The sequence below is a fragment of the Curtobacterium sp. PhB136 genome (assembly GCF_004346855.1).
Classification (GTDB): Bacteria; Actinomycetota; Actinomycetes; order Actinomycetales; family Microbacteriaceae; genus Curtobacterium.
Genome location: NZ_SMGH01000005.1, coordinates 605,062 through 625,066 on the forward strand (window position 1 = coordinate 605,062; position 20,005 = coordinate 625,066).

The window sequence follows — 20,005 nt, forward strand, 5'->3', positions numbered from 1 at the left end:
AGAGAACGCTTCGGCATGACGGCGCCTGGGTGGCGGAGCGTGCGCACACCGCTCGTCGACCTCGTCATCCCCGACGGATGGCAGGAGGTCGACGCGCACGGGCAGGTGCTGGCGGTCGCGGCGCCGGACGACGGCGCCTGGACCTTCCGCCCCAACGGGGTCCTCTCGGTCCGACCGAGCACCGAGCCGATCCACGTCCTCGGCGCCCGCGCGATCAGCGAGGCGCGCGCCCACCCCGTCTGGTCGCACGTCGTCGCCGACCAGCCCTGGTTCCGCGAGGGCGGCGAAGGGCGCGTCGTCGAGTCGCTGTACGAGACCGACGGGATGTGCGTGTCGGTCACGCGGTACGTGATCGCGACAGGGCGTCACGCGATCGACCTGACGATGAGCGCCTCGATCCGCGATCGGTTCCTCGTCGAGGACCAGTTCGACATGATCGCCGGCGGCATGGAAGTGAAGGACGCAGCATGACCGACGTCGCGATCGACCAGGCAGCCACCGCGCGCCAGGGGCTCCCGCGCGAGTCGCTCGCACGGGTCGCCGTGGCGCAGCCGTACCCCGCTGGCGGCGTCCGCCTCTCCCAGGACAGCTGGGAAGCGCTGTGGAAGGCACGGAGAGGACGCTTCTTCCGCGTACGACCCTCGACGCCGGCATTCGAGGAGTTGCGCGCCGCCGGGATGATCACGGACGCCGGAGCCCCCAGCCCCGCCGCGCAGGAGTACCTCGACGTCCGCGCGGACACGGTGATCGCCCTCGGCGCGGAAGCACGGAGCGGCGGGGTCACGAGCAAGTGGTCGTGCTGGCTGTCCCGCGACGGCGCCGTCATCGCGGCTGGACCGCAGTTGCTCTCGACGGAGCTCCCGACCGATCAGCGGGTGACGCTCGCCCTGACGACCGAGTCGTTCGCGCTCGGCCTCCTCATCTCGTGGATGGGGATCGGTCCGACCTGGACGTTCGAACACGGCGACGATCCGAGTGCCTACCCTCGCGACGCCGTCGAGGCCCGGATCGCCGCGGCCTCGTCCATCCCTCCCGCCCCCGAGCCCGCGAGCTGGAGTGTCGGCCGGGCGTGGCAGCAGGGCCGTTGGACGGAGTTCGAGTTCGGCGTGCCCCGCACCGGGATCGGGCAGAAGCTGATCCGCGCGGGCGACCTCGACTGGTTCTGCCCCGAGAACCGTGACGACGGCCTCGTCGAGCTCGGGACGTCGGCCACGAACGACGTCATGCGCGAGGTGCTCGCGGTCTACCAGGAGTCCGTCGACGCCCTCGTCCGTCGCTGAGCGTTGAGCCGTCACCCGAGCTCCTCGATCCCGTGGGAGACCCCCGCCGCGGTCGCGCTCGCCAGCCTCGTGCTCACCTGGCACAGGCGCTGGCCCCGTCTATATACTCGCTTATACAAACGATGGGAGTCGGTATGGCAGTTACGACGATCGACCTCGATCAGCGCGTCCTCGACGATGCGAAGCAACTGACGGGGGCGCGTTCGAACCGCGAAGTCGTGCAGCGCGCTCTCGAGACGCTCATCGCAGTACGGCGTCAACCGGCGGCAGTCGAGCGGATCATCGCGAGGAACTTCGCTGACGAGCCCGCGGCGGCGGACGAACTGCACCCCTGATGGCGACCTACATCGTCGACAACTCGGTGTGGTGGAAGGCGGGCCGGGCTCCTGGGATCGCGGAGCGTCTGCGTGCCATCGCCACACAGGACCTCATCCTCACCTGCCCACCCCAGGTCCTCGAGTACTGCCACTCGGCCCGCTCGAGCTCGGATCACGACGAACACTGCGGGGACATGGAAGCCTTCCTCGAAGCATCAGTGCACCCCGACGTCGACGATGTCACGGCGATCCAGAGTGCTCTGTGGAGCAACGGGTTCGCACGAGGAGCCGGGCCGATCGACGTCCACATCGCGGCGTACGCGATCTGCAACGGGGCGACGGTGCTGAGCGCCGACCGCGACTACGAGCACATCGCGGCGAGTGTCCAGGGTTTCCGGCACGAGTACCTGCCCGAGCATCCCTGAGCGAGCGGGCAGCGTCAGACCGCGACGGTCGACGCCAGCAGCGCCAGCTTCTCCGCGTCCGCCGTGCCGGGGTCGGCGTGGTAGATCGCCACGGTCAGGTCCTGCGCCTCGGCGACGATGAGCTTCTCCCGGTGCAGCTGCAGTGCTCCGACCACGGGGTGGTCGAACCGCATCACCGCGCCCCGACGCCCGCCGATGTCGTGCCGTCCCCAGAGCCGCTGGAACCGGGGGCTCGCGATGGAGAGCTGCCCGACGAGCTCCACGCACCGCGGGTCGTCGATCGAGGTCCCGACGGACTGCCGGAACGACGCCACGAGCCCCTCGGTCGCCAGCTCCCAGTCGACGAACAGCGCGCGCTCCTCCGGGTCGAGGAACACGTCACGGAGCCGGTTCGCGCCGACGACCAGCCGGGGTGAGAGCGCGGCCGCCATCGGGTTCGCGGTGAGGACGTCCAGGTAGCGGCCCTCGACGAAGGCGGGGGTGCCCAGCCTGTCGACGAACGCACGGAGTCCGGCGGGCACGACCTCGCGCACGGGTCGGCGCTGCCGGTGTGCCCGAGGCTGCTCGACCACGAGCCCGAGCAGGTACGCCGTCGTGTCCTCGTCGAGCTGCAGCACCCGCGCGACGGACTCGAGGACCTGCGCCGACGGGTTCCGGTACCGCCCCTGCTCCAACCGGAGGTAGTACTCGCTGCTGATCCCGGCGAGCATCGCGACCTCTTCCCGCCGCAACCCGGGGACCCGCCGGACCCCCGACACCGGGATGCCCGCGCGTTCCGGGGTGACCAGCTCGCGCCGGGCACGGAGGAACTCGCCCAGGGGGTTCGTCTCGTCGGTCATGCTCCCCACGGTAGGCAGATCCGTGCGCCGCTGCCTGGTCGCCGCGCTACCAGGAGCGGAGCGGTCTGGAACGGCCGCCGACACCGCTGGAGGGTGGAACCAGACACCAGGAGGTCCACATGTCCGACACCACCCGCATCCTCGTCACCGGGGGCTCCGGCTTCATCGCCGGCCACTGCATCCTGCAGCTCCTCGACGCCGGCCACGACGTCCGCGCCACGATCCGCTCGCTCGACAAGGAGGCGGCGGTGCGTGCAGTCCTGACCGACTCCGGCATGACGGCCGGCGATCGGCTCGAGTTCGTCGCCGCCGACCTCACCGCGGACGACGGCTGGGCCGCTGCGACCGCCGACGTCGACGTCGTCCTGCACGTGGCGTCCCCGGTGATGCCCGGACACGTCGAGGACGAGGCGACGGTCATCGAGCCCGCGGTCGAGGGCACGGTCCGTGTGCTCCGCGCCGCCAGTGACGCCGGCGTGCGTCGTGTCGTCCTGACCTCGGCGTTCCACGCGGTGAGCTGGGGCCACCCGCACACCGACCACGTGTTCACCGAGGACGACTGGACCGTGCTGGACGGCCCCGGCGTGGACGCGTACGGCAAGAGCAAGACGCTTGCCGAGCGCGCGGCGTGGGATCTCGTGGCCGGCGCCGACGCTGCCGGGACGCCCGAACTCGTCACCATGCTCCCCGTCGCCGTGATGGGTCCCGCGATGGGCAGCAGCGTCTCCGGCGCCAACCACATCCTGCAGTCGATGCTGAACGGGTCGATGCCGGCGACCCCGCAGCTGTTCATCCCGATCGTCGACGTCCGGGACGTCGCAGCCGCACACGTCGCAGCGATCGATGTCCCGGAGGCTGCCGGCAAGCGGTTCCTGCTCTCGAACGGGCCGGCGCTCGAGATGGCCGAGATCGCTGCGACGCTCCGCGAGCGCCTCGGCGAGGCTGCGACGAAGGTGCCGAAGCACTCGATGCCGAACGCCGCGGTGCGTGCAGCGGCGAGGTTCCGTCCGGAGTTCCGGGCGTTCGTCCCCGACCTCGGCTACGCCAAGCGCACCTCGAACGAGCGCGCCCGGACGGTCCTCGGCTGGACGCCGCGGGACCCGAAGGACGCGATCACCGCCGCCGCGGAGAGCATGGTCGCGCGCGGGTTGGTCGGCTAGGGCCGGGCGCCCACGACGACGGGTGTCAGTACGACCCGTCGCGTCGGTCCTGCCGGGTGATCTGCTCGCCCGATGCGGGATCGACGCCCGACCGGGTGGTGGTGGTCGACCGACGACCACCGAACGCGACGGCCAGGCTGATGATGAGCAGCACGACGCCGGCCGCCATCAGGATGTACCCGATCAGCCGCAGGTCGACGCCCGCGAGCTGGAAGTCCAGAGCGAAGGCGACGATGGCGCCGATGACGATCAGGGCGATGCTCGATCCGATGCGCATGGTGGTTCCTTCCGTGGGGTCACGCCGAACGTACCCGGACGGGGCACCGTGTGTTCCCGGCGTCAGTCGACGTCGACCTCGGCCCACCCGTCGAACCGCCCGATCTCGGTGACCCGCACGACGGCCTCTCCGGCTTCGTCCGAGGCGTCGAGGTCGATCGTCGCCGAGAACCCGAAGTCCTTGTCCCCGGACGGGTCGGCGAAGATCTGTCGAGCACGCCACGTCCGGCCCTGCTCGGACAGCACCAGGTACTGCATCGACCGCGCTTCAGCGTCCGTCCCGACGTCGTCGTGTGACTCGTAGTACTCCTCGAGCACGGCGTCCCACGCGTCCGCGTCGAACCCGGCGGCACTGTCGAGTTCCGCCAGACCGTCCACGTCGTCGCGCGCGGCGAGCAGCACCCGCTGGAACAGCGCGTTCCGCACGAGCACCCGGAAAGCGCGGACGTTGCCGGTGAGTCGTGACGGCTGCGGCGGGGCGATCTCCTCGTGCTCGGCGGCGGCGAGCGACACGTCCCCGTTGACCAGGGCTTCCCACTCGTCGACCAGGGACGAGTCGACCTGCCGGACGAGTTCGCCGAGCCACTCGATGAGGTCGTCGAGCTCGGGCGTGCGCTGGTCTTCGGTGATCGTCTGCCGCATGGTCCGGTACGCGTCCGAGAGGTAGCGCAGCACGAGTCCCTCGGAGCGGGTGAGCTGGTAGAACCGCACGAAGTCGCCGAAGGTCATCGCTCGCTCGTACATGTCGCGGACGACGGACTTGGGCGACAGCGTGAAGTCGAGCACCCAGGGCTGCTCGGCCGCGTACGCGTCGTACGCGGCGGTCAGCAGTTCGTCCAGCGGCTTGGGCCAGGTGACCTCTTCGAGGAGCTCCATGCGCTCCTCGTACTCGATGCCTTCCTGCTTCATCCGGGCGACGGCTTCACCGCGCTCCTTGAACTGCTGCTGCGAGAGGATCGCCCGCGGGTCGTCGAGGGTGGCTTCGACGATCGAGACCATGTCGAGCGCGTAGGTCGGCGACTCGGGGTCGAGCAGTTCGAACGCGGCGAGCGCGAACGGTGAGAGCGGCTGGTTGAGCGCGAAGTTCGCCTGCAGGTCGACGGTCAGGCGGTAGGTGACGGGAGGCCCTGGCACCCGCTCGATGACCTGCGCGTTGATGAGCGTGCGCGCGATCGTGAGTGCGCGCCGCGCCATGGCGAGCTGCCGCGAACGGGGCTCGTGGTTCTCGAAGACGAGCGACCGCACCGCGGCGAACGCGTCTCCCCCGCGCCCGACGACGGCGAGGACCATCGCGTGCGTGATCCGCATCCGCGACACCATCGGCTCGGGTTCGGCCTGGATCAGGCGCTCGAACGACGCCTGTCCCCACGAGACGAACCCGTCTGGCGCCTTCTTGCGCTTGATCTTGCTCTTCTTCTTCGGGTCGTCGCCCGCCTTGGCCACGGCGCGCGCGTTCTCGATGTCGTGCTCGGGCGCTTCGGCGACGACATCGCCCTCGGTGTCGTACCCGGCACGACCGGCACGTCCGGCGATCTGGTGGAACTCGCGCGCGGAGAGCTGCCGCATCCGGGTGCCGTCGAACTTCGTGAGCCCGGTGAGCAGCACGGACCGGATGGGCACGTTGATCCCGACGCCGAGCGTGTCCGTCCCGCAGATCACCGGCAGCAGGCCGCGCTGCGCGAGTTGCTCGACGAGGCGCCGGTACTTCGGCAGCATGCCCGCGTGGTGCACCCCGATGCCGGCGCGGATGAGCCGGGAGAGCGTCTGCCCGAACCCGGCGCTGAACCGGAACCCGGCGATCGCCTCCGCGATCTGGTCGCGCCGTTCGCGTGTGGCGACCTTCGCCGACATGAGCGCCTGCGCGCGTTCCAGCGCGGCGGCCTGGGCGAAGTGCACGATGTAGATCGGTGCCTTGCCGTCGTCGAGGAGTCGCTCGACCGTCTCCTGCACGGGCGTCATCACGTACTCGTACTCGAGCGGCACGGGTCGTGAGACGCCGGTGACCCGGGCGGTCGGTCGGCCGGTGCGCCGGGAGAGGTCGTCGGCGATGGTCGTGACGTCCCCGAGGGTGGCCGACATCAGCAGGAACTGGGCCCGCTCCAGCACGAGCAGCGGCACCTGCCAGGCCCAGCCGCGGTCGGCGTCGCCGTAGAAGTGGAACTCGTCCATGACGACCACGTCGACGTCGGCGTCCGGGCCCTGGCGGAGCGCCAGGTTCGCCAGGATCTCGGCGGTGCAGCAGACGATCGGGGCATCGGCGTTGACGCTCGAGTCCCCCGTGACCATCCCGACGTTCTGCGCACCGAAGAGGTCGACGAGCTGGAAGAACTTCTCCGAGACGAGCGCCTTGATCGGTGCCGTGTACCAGCTCCGCTTGCCCTCGGCGAGCGCCGCGAAGTGCGCACCGGCCGCGACGAGGGACTTGCCGGTACCGGTGGGGGTGCTGAGCACGACGTTCGCCCCGGACACGAGCTCGATGAGCGCTTCGTCCTGCGCCGGGTAGAGGGGTCGGCCGCCGGCTTCGGCCCAGTCGGCGAAGGCCTGGTAGACGGCATCGGGGTCGACGACACCGCCGGGGGCCGCCGGCAGCGCGGCGACGAGTGGTGGCTGGGTGGTGACGTCGGTCATGGACCCATCCTCCCAGCATGGTGACCAGCGACGCTCGGGAGGCTCGGCACCTGTGGAGGAGTGGCGAACGTTCCACAGACGGGAACCATGGCCCCGTTGCATACAGGCGCATAGACTCACCCCGTGCGCGAACTCGGCTTCCTCTCCTTCGTCCCGAACCGCGGCGGTCCCGCCGGCGCGGCCGCAGCGCTCGAGGACGGCCTCCGCCTCTTCGAGACGGCCGAGCGCCTCGGCTACGGCACCGGCTGGGTGCGCGGCCGGCACTTCGAGCCGTTCCTCACCAGCCCGATGACGTTCTTCGCGGCCGCCGCGCAGCGCACCAGCACGATCGGGTTCGGCACCGCGGTGCTCGGGATGCGCTACGAGGACCCGGTCCGGCTCGCCGAGGACGCCAGCACGGTCGACCTCCTGAGCGGCGGCCGGGTGCAGCTCGGCATCAGCACGGGCATCGCCGGCTACGGCCCGATCCTCGACCCGGTGTTCGGCAGCGTCGAGCGGAGCTTCCGGGACGAGGCCGAAGCCCGCGCCGCCCGCTTGCTCGAAGTCCTCGACGGTGAGCCCCTCGGCACGGCCGGCACGGGGTACGAGAGCATCCCCGCTGGCGCCGACCTGACGTTGCAGCCGCTCAGCCCCGCCCTCCGCAACCGCGTCTGGTGGGGCGGCGGCAGCATGGGCACCGCCCTCCGCACGGCCGAGAAGGGGCTGCTGCTGCACTGCTCGACGCTGAACACGGAGGACACCGGTGAGCCCTTCGCGGTGGCCCAGGCTGCGCAGATCGACGCCTACCGCGCACGCTTCGCGGAACTGCACGGTGCGGACGGCCGCACCCCGAAGGTCGCCGTCGGCCGCATCGTCGTCCCGCTGCTCGACGACCACGACCGGGCCGTCCACCAGGAGTTCCTCACCGGCTACGCCTCGGGCATGGACGACGAGGGTCGTCCGCTCTCCGGCACCCCGCCGTTCCGCTTCAGCAAGGTCGTGTCCGGGGAGCCGGCCGCGATCGTGGACGCGCTCCGGGCGGACCCCGCCGTCGCGGCGACCGACGAGCTCGTCATCACCCTGCCCGCCAACGGCGACGCCGCGTCCCACGAACGCATCCTGACGGTCATCGCCGAGCAGATCGCCCCGCACCTGAACGACTAGCGAACGAGTGACCAGGGCATCCGGCGGGGCCCGCGGTGTGGTGAGTCCCGGGGCTCCTCGCCGGATGACCATCTCGTCCCTGATCCGTACGGGATGGTGCACCCATCGTTCCACCTGCCGCGTTGTTTGTCACAACTCGACGCCCGTGCATTCAGGAAACCGTGACAATTCGTCAGCAGATATTCCGTAGACGAAATATGCCCCGAGGACGCGACCGGGACGGGCAAAAGGGATGCGCCCCCGCGAGAACGCGGGGGCGCATCGTGACGCACCAGGATCACCGGGGCTCCATCGGCCGGATCAGGAGGCCGTGTCGCGCTCACGGTGATCCTCGTCGGTGCGCGCGTCGACGGTAACCAGCCGCCTGACGCATGATCAATGTTACTGAATGTATCCCTGGGGCGCGCGGAAACCGGATCAAACGGCCTCAGACGAGTTCGATCTGCACCGTTCCGGCCGCATCGACGACCGAACTCCCGACGTGCAGCATGAACGTGCCCGGCTCGTACGACCACGCGCCGTCCCAGTACGCGAAGGCCCGTGCCGGCACCTCGATCGACACCTCGGTGCTCTCCCCCGCCTCGAGCCGGACGGGCGCGAAGCCGACGAGCCACCGGACGGGCCGGTCCACCGCGGAAGCCGCGCGCGACGCGTAGACCTGCACGACGTGCTTCCCGGCGCGCGAGCCGGTGTTCCGCACCGTGGCGGTCACGATGGCCGCGTCGCCCTCGCGCACCTCGGGCGAGCCCGAGACGCCGTCGATCGTCCACGTCGTGTAGCCGAGGCCGTACCCGAACGGGTAGGCGGGTTCGGTGCCGGCGCGGAGCCACGCGCGGTAGCCGATGTGCACACCCTCGTCGTACCGGACGACGCCGTCGACCGGGGTGACGTCGAGCACGGGCACGTCCGCCATCGCGGCGGGCCACGTGGTCGGGAGCCGGCCGCCCGGCTCACGAGCGCCGGTGAGCACGTCCGCGAGCGCGTTGCCGTACTCCTGTCCGCCGAACCAGGTGAGCAGCACCGCCGCGACGTCGTCCCGCCACGGCATCTCCACCGGCGACCCGGCGTTGACGACCACGATCGTGTTCGGGTTCGCAGCGGCGACCGCGGCGACGAGCGCGTCCTGGTGGCCCGGCAGCGCGAGCGATGAACGGTCGTACCCCTCGGACTCGACCTTGGAGTTCGTGCCGACCACGACCACGGCGACGTCGGCGTCACGAGCGGTCGCGACGGCCGCGTCGATCAGGACGGACGGGTCCTCGTCCGAGGGTTCGGTGCCGAACTGGTAGGCGAGCACCCCGCCGAGCGCCTCGTCCTGCACGATGTCGTGCTCGATCCGGATCGCGAGCTCCTGGCCAGCGGTGACGGTGACCGGGACGGATCGTGCCGGCGGGTTGAGGAAGGCCGCGCCGAGCTGGTCGCCCTCGACGGCGACGTCCTCGTCGAGCACGAGCGAGCCGTCGATCCACATCCGCGAGCGACCGGACGCGCCGACGCCGATCCGGATCGTGCCCGGGGTCTGCGCCGTGTACGTCGTGGTGATGTCGAGCCGGTCGGCGGTCCGGGTCGGGGCGTCGCCGCCGAACCAGAACAGCGCCGTGGCCTGCCGGTCCTCGACGAAGACCTCGGACCCGTCCTGCACGAACGCCACGCGCGCACCGGGCTCGCCGGTCACGGGGTTGGTGACCGTCGCCAGCGGGAACTCCGCGATGCCCTCCTGCACGACGGCGCCGATGGCGTAGTCGACGGTGGCGCCGGGGAACGCTGCGCTGATCCCGTCGAGCGGCGACACGACCTGCGACGGCACGACCGTCGCCGAGCCACCGCCCTGCGTGCGAGCCTGGTCGGCGTTGTGGCCGATCACCGCGATGCGGGACACGGCCGGCGCGGACAGCGGCAGCACGCCGGTGTTGCGGACGAGCACGGTGCCCTCCGCCTCGGCCTCGCGCACGAACGCGACGCCGTCCTCGACGTGCACGGGCGAGGACGCGACGGCATCGAACCCCGCCAGTGCCCCGACGCGGGCTGCGAGCGTCAGGATCCGACGGACCTTGCGGTCGATCGCCTCGACGGGGACGGAGCCGTCCTGCACCGCGGCGAGCAGCGGTCCCTCGCTCCACCACGGGTTCGGCCCGGGCATCGCGACGTCCTGGGACGCCTTCGCCGAGTCCACGGAGCGGACGCCGGTCCAGTCGGAGACGACGATGCCGTCGAAGCCCCACTCGGAGTTCAGCGGCGTCTCGAGCAGGTCGTTCTCGGACGCGGTGACGCCGTTGATCGCGTTGTACGAGGACATGATCGCCCAGGTGTGCGCCTCGGTGACGGCCTTCTCGAACGCCAGCAGGTACAGCTCACGGAGTGCCCGGTCGGACACCTCGGTCGAAGCGGTGAAGCGGTCCGTCTCGTAGTCGTTCGCGATGTAGTGCTTCGGCGTCGCGGCGACGCCGTTCTCCTGCACGCCCGCGACGTAGGACGCGGCGAGGTCCCCGGTCAGCACCGGGTCCTCGCTGAACGCCTCGAAGTGGCGGCCGCCGAGGGGCGACCGGTGCAGGTTGATGGTCGGGCCGAGGACGACGTCGACGCCCTTGCGCCGGGCCTCGACGGCGGCGGCGGCGCCGTAGCGCTTGGCGATCGCGCGGTCCCACGAAGCGCTCAGCGCGGTGGCGGACGGCAGGTTCAGCGACGGGTCGCGTTCGTCCCACACCTCGCCACGGACCCCCGACGGACCGTCGGACATGAGCATCCGGCGCAGCCCGATCTTCTCGATCGGCCAGGTGGTCCAGAAGTCACGCCCGGTGAGCAGCTGCACCTTCTCCTCGGCGGTCAGCTGGTCGACGAGCGCGCCGATGCGCTCGTCCAGCGAGGGCGGACTGGAGGCTGTGGTCACGTCGTTCACGGTGGTCACGGTGGTGTGTCCTTTCGTTCAGAGCCGGGGTCGGGTCATCAGCGCACGCCGCGGATGCGCGAGACCGAGACGATCCCGAGCAGTCCGACGACGGCGCCGGTGATGAAGAAGCCGCTGTACCCGCCGGTGAGGGCGATCACGCCGGGTGCGGACGCGGGGACGATCGACTGCGGCAGGGCCTGCGCGATGTTGACGACGCCGAGGTCCTTCGCATTGTCCTCGTCCGAGGGCAGCACGTCCGTGATCAGGGCGAGGTCGACGGCGTAGAAGACGCCCATGCCGGCGCCCATCACGAACTCGCCGACGAGCACCATGCCGAGGGACGGCGCCATGGCGATGAGCACCAGACCGACGACACCGACGATCCCGGCGATGGCGACGAAGAGCTTGCGGCGGCCGAGCTTGTCGGACAGCCACCCGGCGATCAGCGAGGTGAGGACGATGCCGACGACGTTCCAGAGCGTGCCCTGGAAGACGGCGTTCGCGACGTGCGCGTCCGCGATGCCGATGTCGTCGCGCAGGAAGTAGGTGAGGTAGCTGACGGCGGTGTACTGCGCGGCGACCATCATGAAGCGCGTGAGCCAGGCCCAGCCGAGGTCCGGGTGCTTCACGGGGTTGAACACGAACGAGCCGAACAGCTGCCCGACGCCGAGGCGCGAGGTGGGGCGCTCGACGAGCACCCGGTCGCGGAACAGCAGCGCGTAGAGCACCACCACGGCGGACCCGATCGCCCCGGGGACGATCATCTGCGTCGCCGACGTCGTGAACAGCTGCACCAGGAACGTGCCACCGACGAGCGCGAGGTTCTGCGCGAGGCCGAGCAGCGCCGCGACCCGGCCGCGCTGGGACCGCGTGACGTGGTCCGGCATGACGGCGGTGAGCGCCGCGATCGTGGCGTTGAACGCGATCTGCGTGACGCCCCAGGCGAGCACCAGGACCAGGGTGGAGGACGTCGTCGCGACGACCACGAGGCCCGCGAAGCCGACCACGGTGCCACCGATGATCCACGGACGACGCATGCCGAACCTCCCGGCGGTCCGGTCACTGAAGCGACCGGCCAGCGGGTTGGCGACCATCGCGGCGAAGGCGCCGACGCCGAGCGCCAGGCCGAGCACGCCGGCCTGGTCGTCCGGCGCGATCTCGGCGACCTTGAGTGCCATCGCGACGAGCACCGGCGGGAGCAGGGCGATGTACAGGCCGAGCATCGCGATCGGCATGCCGAGCGTGTACATGAGCGAGCTGCCTCGGCCGCGCGTGGGTGCGACTGCGGTCGGGGCGTCGGAAACGGTCAGGGCGTCGTTGGCCACTGCAACCTCCATCGGGTGCGCCGCCGGCGTCGGCGACTCGCACGCCTTCGTCGGCGGCTCCTGCCACGGTACCACCAAAACCAAGCGCTACTAGGTTTTACCGGAACGAGCCAGGCGGTACAGTCCTGCCATGGCACGACGGGGTTCATACGCGAAGGGCATCGCGAAGCGCGACGAGATCCTCACGGTGGCGCTCGAACTCGTCGCCCAGCAGGGCTTTCGGCGCACCAGCATCAAGGACATCGCGGACGCGGTCGGCCTCACGCAGGCCGGGCTGCTGCACTACTTCGACTCGAAGGACGAGCTCTGGGTGGAGATCCTCCGGCGCCGCGACGAGCTCGACAACGCCACCGAGTGGAACGCCGCCGACCCGGCCGAGCTCCTCGCCGCGATCGTCCGGCACAACGCCGAGGTCCCCGGGCTCGTGCAGATGTTCGTCAACCTCTCCGCCGCGGCCGCGACCGACCCGGAGCACCCGGCGCACGAGTACTTCCGCCAGCGCTACGAGAACTCCCGCCGCGACATGGCCGCCGACTTCCGCGCCATGCAGGAGGACGGCCGGCTCCGCACCGACGTCGACGCCGAGGAGCTGACGAGCGTGCTGCTCGCGGTGTCGGACGGCATGCAGATCCAGTGGCTCTTCGACCCGTCGCGCGACATGGCGGCGCACGTCGAACTCGTCGCCAGGCTCGCGCTCGCCCAGGTCGCATCGGGCAGGATGAAGGCGTAGGACCCTCACCCGACGGTCCGACAGACTCGACGACGAGCGGAGGCGCGATGACGCGCGTAGTGGTGACCGGCGGCAGCGGCAAGCTCGGACGAGCGGTGGTGCGCGACCTCGACGAGCACGGGTACGACGTGGTGCTCCTGGACCGCGTGCCCTCTCCGGACAAGCCCGAGGACGTGCAGTTCGTGCGCATCGACCTGACCGACTACGGGCAGGTGCTCAACGCCCTGCTCGGCATCGACGATCGCTACGACTCCGTGGACGCCGTCGTGCACCTCGCCGCGGTCCCGGCACCCGGGCAGGTCCCGGACGTCGCGCTCATCACGAACAACGTGACCGCGTCCATCAACGTCTTCCATGCCGCACGCGCGGCGAAGATCACGAACGTCGTGTGGGCGTCGAGCGAGACCCTGCTCGGCATCCCGATGGGCGAGCACCACCCGCCGTACCTGCCCGTCGACGAGGAGTTCCCGGTGCGTCCGCAGTCCTCGTACTCCCTCGGCAAGGCCGTGGAGGAGGAGATGGCCCGCCACTTCACGCGCTGGGACCCGACGCTGAAGATGATCGGGCTGCGGTTCTCGAACGTGATGGACGAGACCGACTACCCGTCGTACCCGTGGGACGCCACCCCGGAGGCGAAGACCTTCAACCTGTGGTCCTACATCGACTCCCGCGACGGTGCGCAGGCGGTCCGGAAGGCCCTCGAGGCCGACCTCACCGGCTTCGAGGCGTTCGTCATCGCGAGCCCCGACACGGTGATGGACACCCCGACGATCGAGCTCGTCGAGCGGTACGTGCCGGACATCGAGCGCCGCTCGGACATCGACGGCGTCAGTTCACTGCTGTCGTCGGAGAAGGCCCGCGAGCTCCTCGGGTACGACCCGCAGCACTCCTGGCGCGACCACCGCTCCTGAGCGACGGCGACGGCGGGGCCGGTCACTGCCGACCCCGTCCGCTCACGCGGGGGTGAGGAGCCCGTCGAGCACCAGGTCACGGGCGGCCGGCAGCAGGTCCGCCGCGAGCACCTGTTCGTCGACGCCCGTGATCTGCGCCAGCGCGCCGATGATCGCCGCGACGGACAGGTCACCGTCGCAGGCGCCGACGAACGCGGCGAGCGCCGTGTCCGCGTCGACCCGTCGACCGAAGCCACCGCCCTGCACGAGTGTCATCACCGTCGGGTCGTCGTTGCCGGGCCAGTAGTACCGCTCCTCGGTGACGTCGCCGGCGGTCCGCAGGTGTGCGGCCGCGAGCGCCTCGTCGTCGTGCGCGGCCAGCCACTCCGCGGCGTCGAGGACGCGAGCGACCGTCGCGCCGAGGCCGGCGGGGTTGGAGCCGAGCGTCTCGGGGACGCGCTCGAACCGGCGGAGGTGCGCCGGGCCTCCCGTCCGGCCCTTCCGGACCACGACGTAGCCGAAACCGACCCCGGTGACCTTCCGCGCCTGGAAGTCGTCGAGCCACGCGCCGACCAGCTGGTCGAAGTCAGCGGTGCCGGGCTTCGTGCCGCCGTCCCGGATCCACGTCTCGGCGTAGGCGGCCGGGTCCTGCCGCTCCCGCTCGATGACCCACGCGTCCAGGTCCGTCCGTTCGAACCAGGAGCGCACGCGGTCGAGACCGTCGACGCCCCAGTGGTACTCCCAGTTGCCGAGGAGCTGCGCGGTCCCGCCGGGTTCCAGGTGGTCCTCGAGCCCGGTCAGCACGGTCTCGACCAGGGCGTCGCCGACCATGCCGCCGTCGCGGTACTCGTAGGACGGGACGCCCTCGGTCCGGGGCGTGATGACGAAGGGCGGGTTCGACACGATCCGGTCGAAGCGCTCACCCGCGACGGGCTCGAACAGCGAGCCGAAGCGGAAGTCGATGCCGTCGATGCCGTTGAGCTGCGCGTTGAACCGGGCGATGTCCAGGGCTCGGCGGGAGATGTCGGTGGCGACGACCTCGTCCGCGAAGCGCCGGGCGTGCATGGCCTGGATCCCGCAGCCGGTACCGAGGTCGAGCACCCGGTGGACGGGCACGGGGACCTGCAGGCCGCTGAGGGTCGTCGTCGCACCGCCGATGCCGAGGACGTGCTCCTCGTCGAGGGCGGCGCCGAGGGCGAGCTCCCCGAGGTCCGACACGATCCACCAGCTGCCGGCTCCGGCGTCGTCGACGAACGCGTACGGGCGCAGGTCGACCGTCGGGACGACGTTCGGCTCGGTCAGGTGGGCGATGCGCTCCGGGTCGCTCTGGTCGACCAGCGCACGGGGATCGACGTCCGCGTCCTCGAGCCGGACGAGCCCGGCACGGACGAGTGCATCGACCCCGACGGTCGGCAGCGCCCGCTCGGCCTCGCTCAGTGGCATGCGGAACCCCAGGACGAACATCCCGGCGAGCGTGTACCGCGGGAGCAGCGCTTCGGTCACGCGGCCGCGCGCGGCACGGACGGCCGCCATCCGGTTGCCCCGGTGCAGCGCCGCGGCCGCGTCAGCACCCCAGAGGGCGTCGACGCCCTCGACGGTGAACCCGGCGGCGGTCAGGTCCGCGGCGAGCGCGTCGGTGACCGCGGGGTCGGCGGTGATCCTGGGCAGCACGTGGGTGCTCGCGCTCACAGGTCGATGTCCGACCGCATCAGTGCGGCGGGGACCTGCCACGCGAACACCAGGTCCAGCAGGCCCGGGAACCGCTCCTGCACGTCGTCGATCCGCGCACGGCTGCTCCGCGTCAGGCCCTCGCGGTGCTGTTCGAGCAGCCCGGCCTCGCGGAGGACGCGGAAGTGGTGCGTCAGTGTGGACTTCGGCCGGTCGACGCCGACCCAGCCGCACGAACGCACCCCACCGGCGGCGTCGACGAGGTACCGGTGCATGATCGCGAGGCGGATCGGGTCCGACAGGGCGTCCATGACGACGGGGAGGTCCATCTCGGCCACCGTCGGCTGGGGCAGCCGTTCGGGGGCATCCACGCGCTCGGGCATGGACGGGACGCTACCACCGTTCCCCTCACAGTACGACTTGCGTCGTACAGCGAGGTGCGGTACCAATGCCGTACGACTTCACTCGTACAGCGGCCTGCGTCGGCCGCGACGGCCCCCTCGGCCGCAACGGAAGGGACGCTCATGCAGTCAGCTCGCTCGGTCGCCGGGTTCTGGATCCTCGCGGCGATGCTGCTCGTCTCGGTCGCGTCGTCGGCCGTCCCGTCGCCGATCTATCCCGTGTACGCCGCGGAGTGGCACCTCACCCCGCTCATGCTCACCGGGGTCTTCGCGATCTACGTCGCCGGACTCCTCCTCAGCCTGCTCGTCGCCGGGCGCCTGTCCGACCACGTCGGCCGGAAGCCCGTGCTCGTGGTCGGCGGCCTCGGCGTCGCACTGTCGCTCGGGCTGTTCTCGATCGCGGACGGCCTCGGCGCGCTCATCGTCGACCGCATCGTGCAGGGCATGTCCGTCGGCCTGCTCATCGGCGCACTCGGTGCCGCGCTCATCGACAACTCGCTCGTGCGGTACCCGTCGCTCGCCGGCGTCCTGAACGGCGTCATCCCGCCGATCGCCCTCGCCACCGGCGCACTGTCGAGCGGCGCACTCGTCGAGTGGGGCCCGGCACCGGAGCAGCTCGTGTACGTCCTCTTCGGGTCGCTGCTGGTCCTCATGGTGATCGCGCTCGTCGTCGTGCCCGAGCAGGTCACCCGCCGTCCGGGCGCCCTCCGCTCCCTCCGCCCGACGATCTCCGTCCCGCGCTCGTCCCGTCGTCTGTTCCGCGGTGTCGCCGGCTCCCTCATCGCCAGCTGGGCGCTCGGTGGACTGTTCCTGTCGCTGGTCCCCTCGGCGCTCGGCGCGGTCTTCGGCATCACGAACCACTTCGCGGCCGGAGCGCTCATCGCCGTGGTCACCGGGGTCGGCGCGCTGACGGGGCTCGCGATCCAGCGGCTCGACGCCCGGATCGGGGTCCTCATCGGCCTCGTCGCGCTCATCCTCGGACCGATCGTCACGGTGTCGTTCGTGTTCGCGCACTCGCTGCCGGGGCTCGTCGTCGGCAGTGCGATCGCGGGCGTCGGGTTCGGCGCGGGCTTCCAGGCGCCGCTCCGGATGCTCCTCGCCACCGCAGCGCCCACGCACCGTGCGGGGCTGCTCTCCACGATCTACGTTGTGTCCTACCTGGCCTTCGGCGTGCCGGCAGTGATCGGCGGGCTGCTCGAACCGACGGTCGGACTCGTGCCGGTGCTCGCCGGGTACGGCGCCTTCATCGTCGTCGCCGCGGTCGTCGCCCTCGTGCTGCAGCTCGTGTCGCGGGACGCCGCCGCGGTCGAGGAGCAGGCGTCCGAGGTCCTCGAGCGCACCGCCACCGGCTCGATCCGCACGAGCGCCGCCGCCGCGGACTAGCCGCGCCGCGCCGCGCTGCGCCGCGCGAGCCCCGCCCGCGCTAGTGGCCGGGACGGGCCGGGCGCCGCATGCTCCGACGGGCGTCGGCGTGTGCCGCGTCGACGTCGGCCTTGCCCCGGTCGGCCGCGTTCCGGAGCCACTGCGGCCCGTGCGCCTTCGCCCAGTCCCAGAAGCGGTGCAGCTGGGCCCTGAGCCACGTGATGATCCGGTGGAAGAAGTGGAACTCGCTCGCCAGGATCGTGAGCCCGATGAACACCACGAGCCACCCGGGCCCGGGCAGCGGCACGAGGACCAGGCCGATGATCACGACGAGCCCGCCGACGATGCCGACCAGCACCTTCCAGAACAGGTGCACGTGCGGTCGGGCGTGGATCCAGGCGCGCATGTCGTGGAACCACCGGAACCGGACGCGCCGCTCGCCGTCCGCGGTGATCGCGGTGCGGTCGTTCGGCTCTCGCTCCATGCCCGGAACGCTAGGGCGCGCGGCTGGGAATCAGCGGCGCAGAAGCCGCTGACGCGGTGGGTGCCGCGACGTTCGCGACACCGCCCCCACGGATGCGCAGCGCAACCGCCCGCTCGGTGTCGCTTCCCCGCGGACCGGCACCGGGCCTCCCGTCAGCAGCGGGTCACCACACGGCGGACGGGAGGCTCGTCATGCGTGCGCGACGCACGTCGCGGCCCACGGGACCACGGCCAGTCGGGCATCGGGGATCGGTTCGCCGCCCACGGTGCAGATCCCGTAGGTGCCGGCGTCGAGCCGCGCGAGCGCGGCGTCGACCTGGTCGATCCGTCGGCGTGCGTCGTCGCGCACCGCACCCAGCGACCCGCGCTCCCACGCGAGCGTCGCGCCCTCCGGGTCGTGCTCGTCGTCGGTGTTCGCGCCGTCCCGGGCATCGCTGACGTCCCGCATGCTGCGCTCGACGTCCGCGAGGAGCTTCTCGGCACGCGCGCGCTCGGTCGTGAGTGCGTCGCGGGGATCCTCCATGCCGCCGACCGTAGTCCGGCGGAATGGACACCACCTCGGATGCGTTCGCATGGACATGACCAAGATCGGGTTCCTGTCCTTCGGGCACTGGCGTGACGTCCCCGGATCGAAGGTGCGCAGCGGCCGCGAGGCCCTCGTCCAGGCGATCGACCTCGCCGTCGCGGCGGAGGAAGCCGGCGTCGACGGCGCCTACTTCCGCGTGCACCACTTCGCACCGCAACAGGCCGCACCGTTCCCGCTGCTCTCGGCGATCGCCGCCCGGACCAGCCGCATCGAGATCGGCACCGGCGTGATCGACATGCGCTACGAGAACCCGCTGTACATGGCCGAGGAGGCCGCGGCCGCGGACCTCATCTCCGGCGGCCGACTGCAGCTCGGTGTCTCGCGTGGGTCACCCGAGACCGCCCAGGCTGGTTACCAACAGTTCGGGTACGTCCCGGACGCGTCGGACCCGAACGGCGCCGACCTCGCCCGTGCGCACACCAACGTGTTCCGCCGTGCGATCGCGGGCGAGCCGATGGCGAACGCGAACCCGCAGATGACCGGCGCCGTCGGATCACTGCCGGTCTTCCCGCTGTCCGACGGTCTCTCCAACCGCATCTGGTGGGGTGCCGGCACCCGGGCCACCGCCGAGTGGACCGCGGAGCAGGGCATGAACCTGATGTCGTCGACGCTCCTCACCGAGGACACCGGCGTGCCGTTCGACGAGCTCCAGGCGGAGCAGATCGAGCGCTTCCGGACGACCTGGGCCGAGTCGGGCTGGGATCGTGAACCGCGGGTCTCCGTGTCCCGGAGCATCATCCCGATCATCGACGACGAGTCCCGGCACTACTTCGGGGTCCGGGCGCAGGTCGAGGGCAACGACCAGGTCGGCTACCTCGACGGCGGACTGGCGCGCTTCGGCCGCTCGTACATCGGCTCGCCCGAGGACCTCGTCACCGAGCTCGCGGCCGACGCCGCGGTCCGCGCTGCCGACACCGTGCTCGTCACCGTGCCGAACCAGCTCGGCGTGGACTTCAACGCCCGGCTCCTCGCGGCCGTCGCCGACGTGATGCACGAGGTGGACGCCGCGCCCGCACGCGCCTAGGTGCCCGGTCCCCCTTCCTGCTGACACCCGGCCTGGGACTGGGGCAGATGGGGTCCTCCCCGTACCGTCGGAGGGCACCATCCCCCGTTCTCAGGAGTTCCCGTGACGCTGCCGGCCGCCGGTTGGTTCCCGGACCCCCGGGACGCCGGTCGTCTCCGCTGGTGGGACGGACGCGCCTGGGGCGATGCGACGCGGGTGCTCCCCACACGCCCGACCGAGCCGGTGATGCCCATCGTGGTGACCCCGACCGGCCCCTCGTTCTCCGTCCGGACCCAGTCGGTCGAGAGCCGGACGTGGGCGTACGGGGCGGCCACCTCCCGGCGGCTCTGCGCGTTCGCGGTGTCCGCGGTCCTGCTCGCGGGGGCGTCCCTCGTGCTGGACCCGTTCGGCGTCTTCAGCGTGCTGGCGATCGCGATGGGCGCGATCGGCATGGTGCGCCCGGGTGCGACGGGCCGCTGGCGCGTGCTCGCTCGGAGTCTCGCCGCTTCGGCGTTCGTCGTCGCCCTCGCGACGGGCCTGGTCGCCCTGAACGAGTACCTCCACCTCGTCTGACCCCCATCGCAGGTATGCAAAATCTGATG

Annotated in this window: 20 protein-coding genes; 10 read left to right on the forward strand and 10 right to left on the reverse strand. The window is 71.2% G+C overall.

What is annotated here, in order from left to right; all coding sequences use genetic code 11:
- The first annotated feature begins 15 nt into the window (after positions 1–15).
- Positions 16–471, forward strand: a complete 456-nt coding sequence (locus EDF27_RS09285) for a hypothetical protein (RefSeq protein WP_132048399.1) — start codon at positions 16–18, stop codon at positions 469–471.
- Positions 468–1,280: a hypothetical protein gene (locus EDF27_RS09290; RefSeq protein ID WP_132048401.1), complete on the forward strand. Its 813-nt coding sequence runs from the start codon at positions 468–470 to the stop codon at positions 1,278–1,280. The genes EDF27_RS09285 and EDF27_RS09290 overlap by 4 nt, the downstream gene beginning before the upstream one ends.
- Before the next feature lie 11 nt (positions 1,281–1,291).
- On the opposite strand, the gene EDF27_RS20105 is transcribed toward EDF27_RS09290, so the two are convergent.
- Positions 1,292–1,609 carry a hypothetical protein gene (locus EDF27_RS20105; RefSeq protein WP_243698271.1) on the reverse strand — a complete coding sequence of 106 codons (318 nt, stop codon included), beginning with the start codon at positions 1,607–1,609 and terminating at the stop codon, positions 1,292–1,294.
- A gap of 5 nt (positions 1,610–1,614) precedes the next feature.
- Here EDF27_RS20105 and EDF27_RS09300 point away from each other — a divergent pair, with 5 nt between their 5' ends.
- A complete protein-coding gene (locus tag EDF27_RS09300) occupies positions 1,615–2,022 on the forward strand; it encodes a PIN domain-containing protein (protein WP_123701513.1) in 408 nt (135 codons plus the stop codon).
- Positions 2,023–2,036: 14 nt separating this feature from the next.
- On the opposite strand, the gene EDF27_RS09305 is transcribed toward EDF27_RS09300, so the two are convergent.
- Positions 2,037–2,861, reverse strand: a complete 825-nt coding sequence (locus EDF27_RS09305) for a helix-turn-helix transcriptional regulator (RefSeq protein ID WP_123655953.1) — start codon at positions 2,859–2,861, stop codon at positions 2,037–2,039.
- 119 nt (positions 2,862–2,980) lie between these two features.
- Here EDF27_RS09305 and EDF27_RS09310 point away from each other — a divergent pair, with 119 nt between their 5' ends.
- Positions 2,981–4,021: an aldehyde reductase gene (locus EDF27_RS09310; RefSeq protein WP_132048403.1), complete on the forward strand. Its 1,041-nt coding sequence runs from the start codon at positions 2,981–2,983 to the stop codon at positions 4,019–4,021.
- Positions 4,022–4,046: 25 nt separating this feature from the next.
- On the opposite strand, the gene EDF27_RS09315 is transcribed toward EDF27_RS09310, so the two are convergent.
- Positions 4,047–4,298, reverse strand: a complete 252-nt coding sequence (locus tag EDF27_RS09315) for a DUF6458 family protein (protein ID WP_123655955.1) — start codon at positions 4,296–4,298, stop codon at positions 4,047–4,049.
- A gap of 62 nt (positions 4,299–4,360) precedes the next feature.
- The gene (locus EDF27_RS09320) at positions 4,361–6,925 is read right to left on the reverse strand and encodes a DEAD/DEAH box helicase (protein ID WP_132048405.1); all 2,565 of its coding nucleotides are present in this window, start codon (positions 6,923–6,925) and stop codon (positions 4,361–4,363) included.
- 123 nt (positions 6,926–7,048) lie between these two features.
- Here EDF27_RS09320 and EDF27_RS09325 point away from each other — a divergent pair, with 123 nt between their 5' ends.
- Positions 7,049–8,068, forward strand: a complete 1,020-nt coding sequence (locus EDF27_RS09325; protein ID WP_132048407.1) for an LLM class flavin-dependent oxidoreductase — start codon at positions 7,049–7,051, stop codon at positions 8,066–8,068.
- Between the two features lie 427 nt (positions 8,069–8,495).
- On the opposite strand, the gene EDF27_RS09330 is transcribed toward EDF27_RS09325, so the two are convergent.
- Positions 8,496–10,973: a glycoside hydrolase family 3 C-terminal domain-containing protein gene (locus tag EDF27_RS09330; protein WP_132048409.1), complete on the reverse strand. Its 2,478-nt coding sequence runs from the start codon at positions 10,971–10,973 to the stop codon at positions 8,496–8,498.
- A 38-nt stretch (positions 10,974–11,011) separates the two neighbouring features.
- Positions 11,012–12,280 carry an MFS transporter gene (locus tag EDF27_RS09335; RefSeq protein ID WP_243698272.1) on the reverse strand — a complete coding sequence of 423 codons (1,269 nt, stop codon included), beginning with the start codon at positions 12,278–12,280 and terminating at the stop codon, positions 11,012–11,014.
- Positions 12,281–12,410: 130 nt separating this feature from the next.
- On the opposite strand from EDF27_RS09335, the gene EDF27_RS09340 reads away from it, so the two are divergent.
- Positions 12,411–13,010 (forward strand): TetR/AcrR family transcriptional regulator, encoded by a 600-nt coding sequence (locus EDF27_RS09340; protein ID WP_123701501.1) that lies wholly within the window; start codon positions 12,411–12,413, stop codon positions 13,008–13,010.
- Between the two features lie 47 nt (positions 13,011–13,057).
- Entirely contained in the window at positions 13,058–13,921 is an 864-nt protein-coding gene (locus EDF27_RS09345; protein ID WP_165931422.1) for an NAD(P)-dependent oxidoreductase, read from the forward strand.
- 42 nt (positions 13,922–13,963) lie between these two features.
- On the opposite strand, the gene EDF27_RS09350 is transcribed toward EDF27_RS09345, so the two are convergent.
- On the reverse strand, positions 13,964–15,589 hold the full coding sequence (locus EDF27_RS09350; RefSeq protein WP_243698273.1) for a methyltransferase: 1,626 nt from the start codon (positions 15,587–15,589) through the stop codon (positions 13,964–13,966).
- Positions 15,586–15,951, reverse strand: coding sequence for a helix-turn-helix domain-containing protein (locus tag EDF27_RS09355; RefSeq protein WP_123655961.1), 366 nt, complete (start codon positions 15,949–15,951; stop codon positions 15,586–15,588). Before EDF27_RS09355 ends, EDF27_RS09350 begins: the two co-directional genes overlap by 4 nt.
- A gap of 141 nt (positions 15,952–16,092) precedes the next feature.
- Here EDF27_RS09355 and EDF27_RS09360 point away from each other — a divergent pair, with 141 nt between their 5' ends.
- Positions 16,093–17,352, forward strand: a complete 1,260-nt coding sequence (locus EDF27_RS09360; protein ID WP_132048411.1) for an MFS transporter — start codon at positions 16,093–16,095, stop codon at positions 17,350–17,352.
- Between the two features lie 40 nt (positions 17,353–17,392).
- Here EDF27_RS09360 and EDF27_RS09365 read toward each other — a convergent pair whose 3' ends face one another.
- Both EDF27_RS09365 and EDF27_RS09370 read right to left on the reverse strand, forming a co-directional pair.
- Positions 17,393–17,815 carry a TIGR02611 family protein gene (locus tag EDF27_RS09365; protein WP_243698274.1) on the reverse strand — a complete coding sequence of 141 codons (423 nt, stop codon included), beginning with the start codon at positions 17,813–17,815 and terminating at the stop codon, positions 17,393–17,395.
- Between the two features lie 189 nt (positions 17,816–18,004).
- The gene (locus tag EDF27_RS09370) at positions 18,005–18,337 is read right to left on the reverse strand and encodes a TraR/DksA C4-type zinc finger protein (RefSeq protein WP_132048413.1); all 333 of its coding nucleotides are present in this window, start codon (positions 18,335–18,337) and stop codon (positions 18,005–18,007) included.
- Positions 18,338–18,386: 49 nt separating this feature from the next.
- On the opposite strand from EDF27_RS09370, the gene EDF27_RS09375 reads away from it, so the two are divergent.
- Positions 18,387–19,424, forward strand: a complete 1,038-nt coding sequence (locus EDF27_RS09375; RefSeq protein WP_132048415.1) for an LLM class flavin-dependent oxidoreductase — start codon at positions 18,387–18,389, stop codon at positions 19,422–19,424.
- Positions 19,425–19,526: 102 nt separating this feature from the next.
- On the forward strand, positions 19,527–19,976 hold the full coding sequence (locus EDF27_RS09380; protein WP_132048417.1) for a DUF2510 domain-containing protein: 450 nt from the start codon (positions 19,527–19,529) through the stop codon (positions 19,974–19,976).
- Positions 19,977–20,005: the final 29 nt, after the last annotated feature.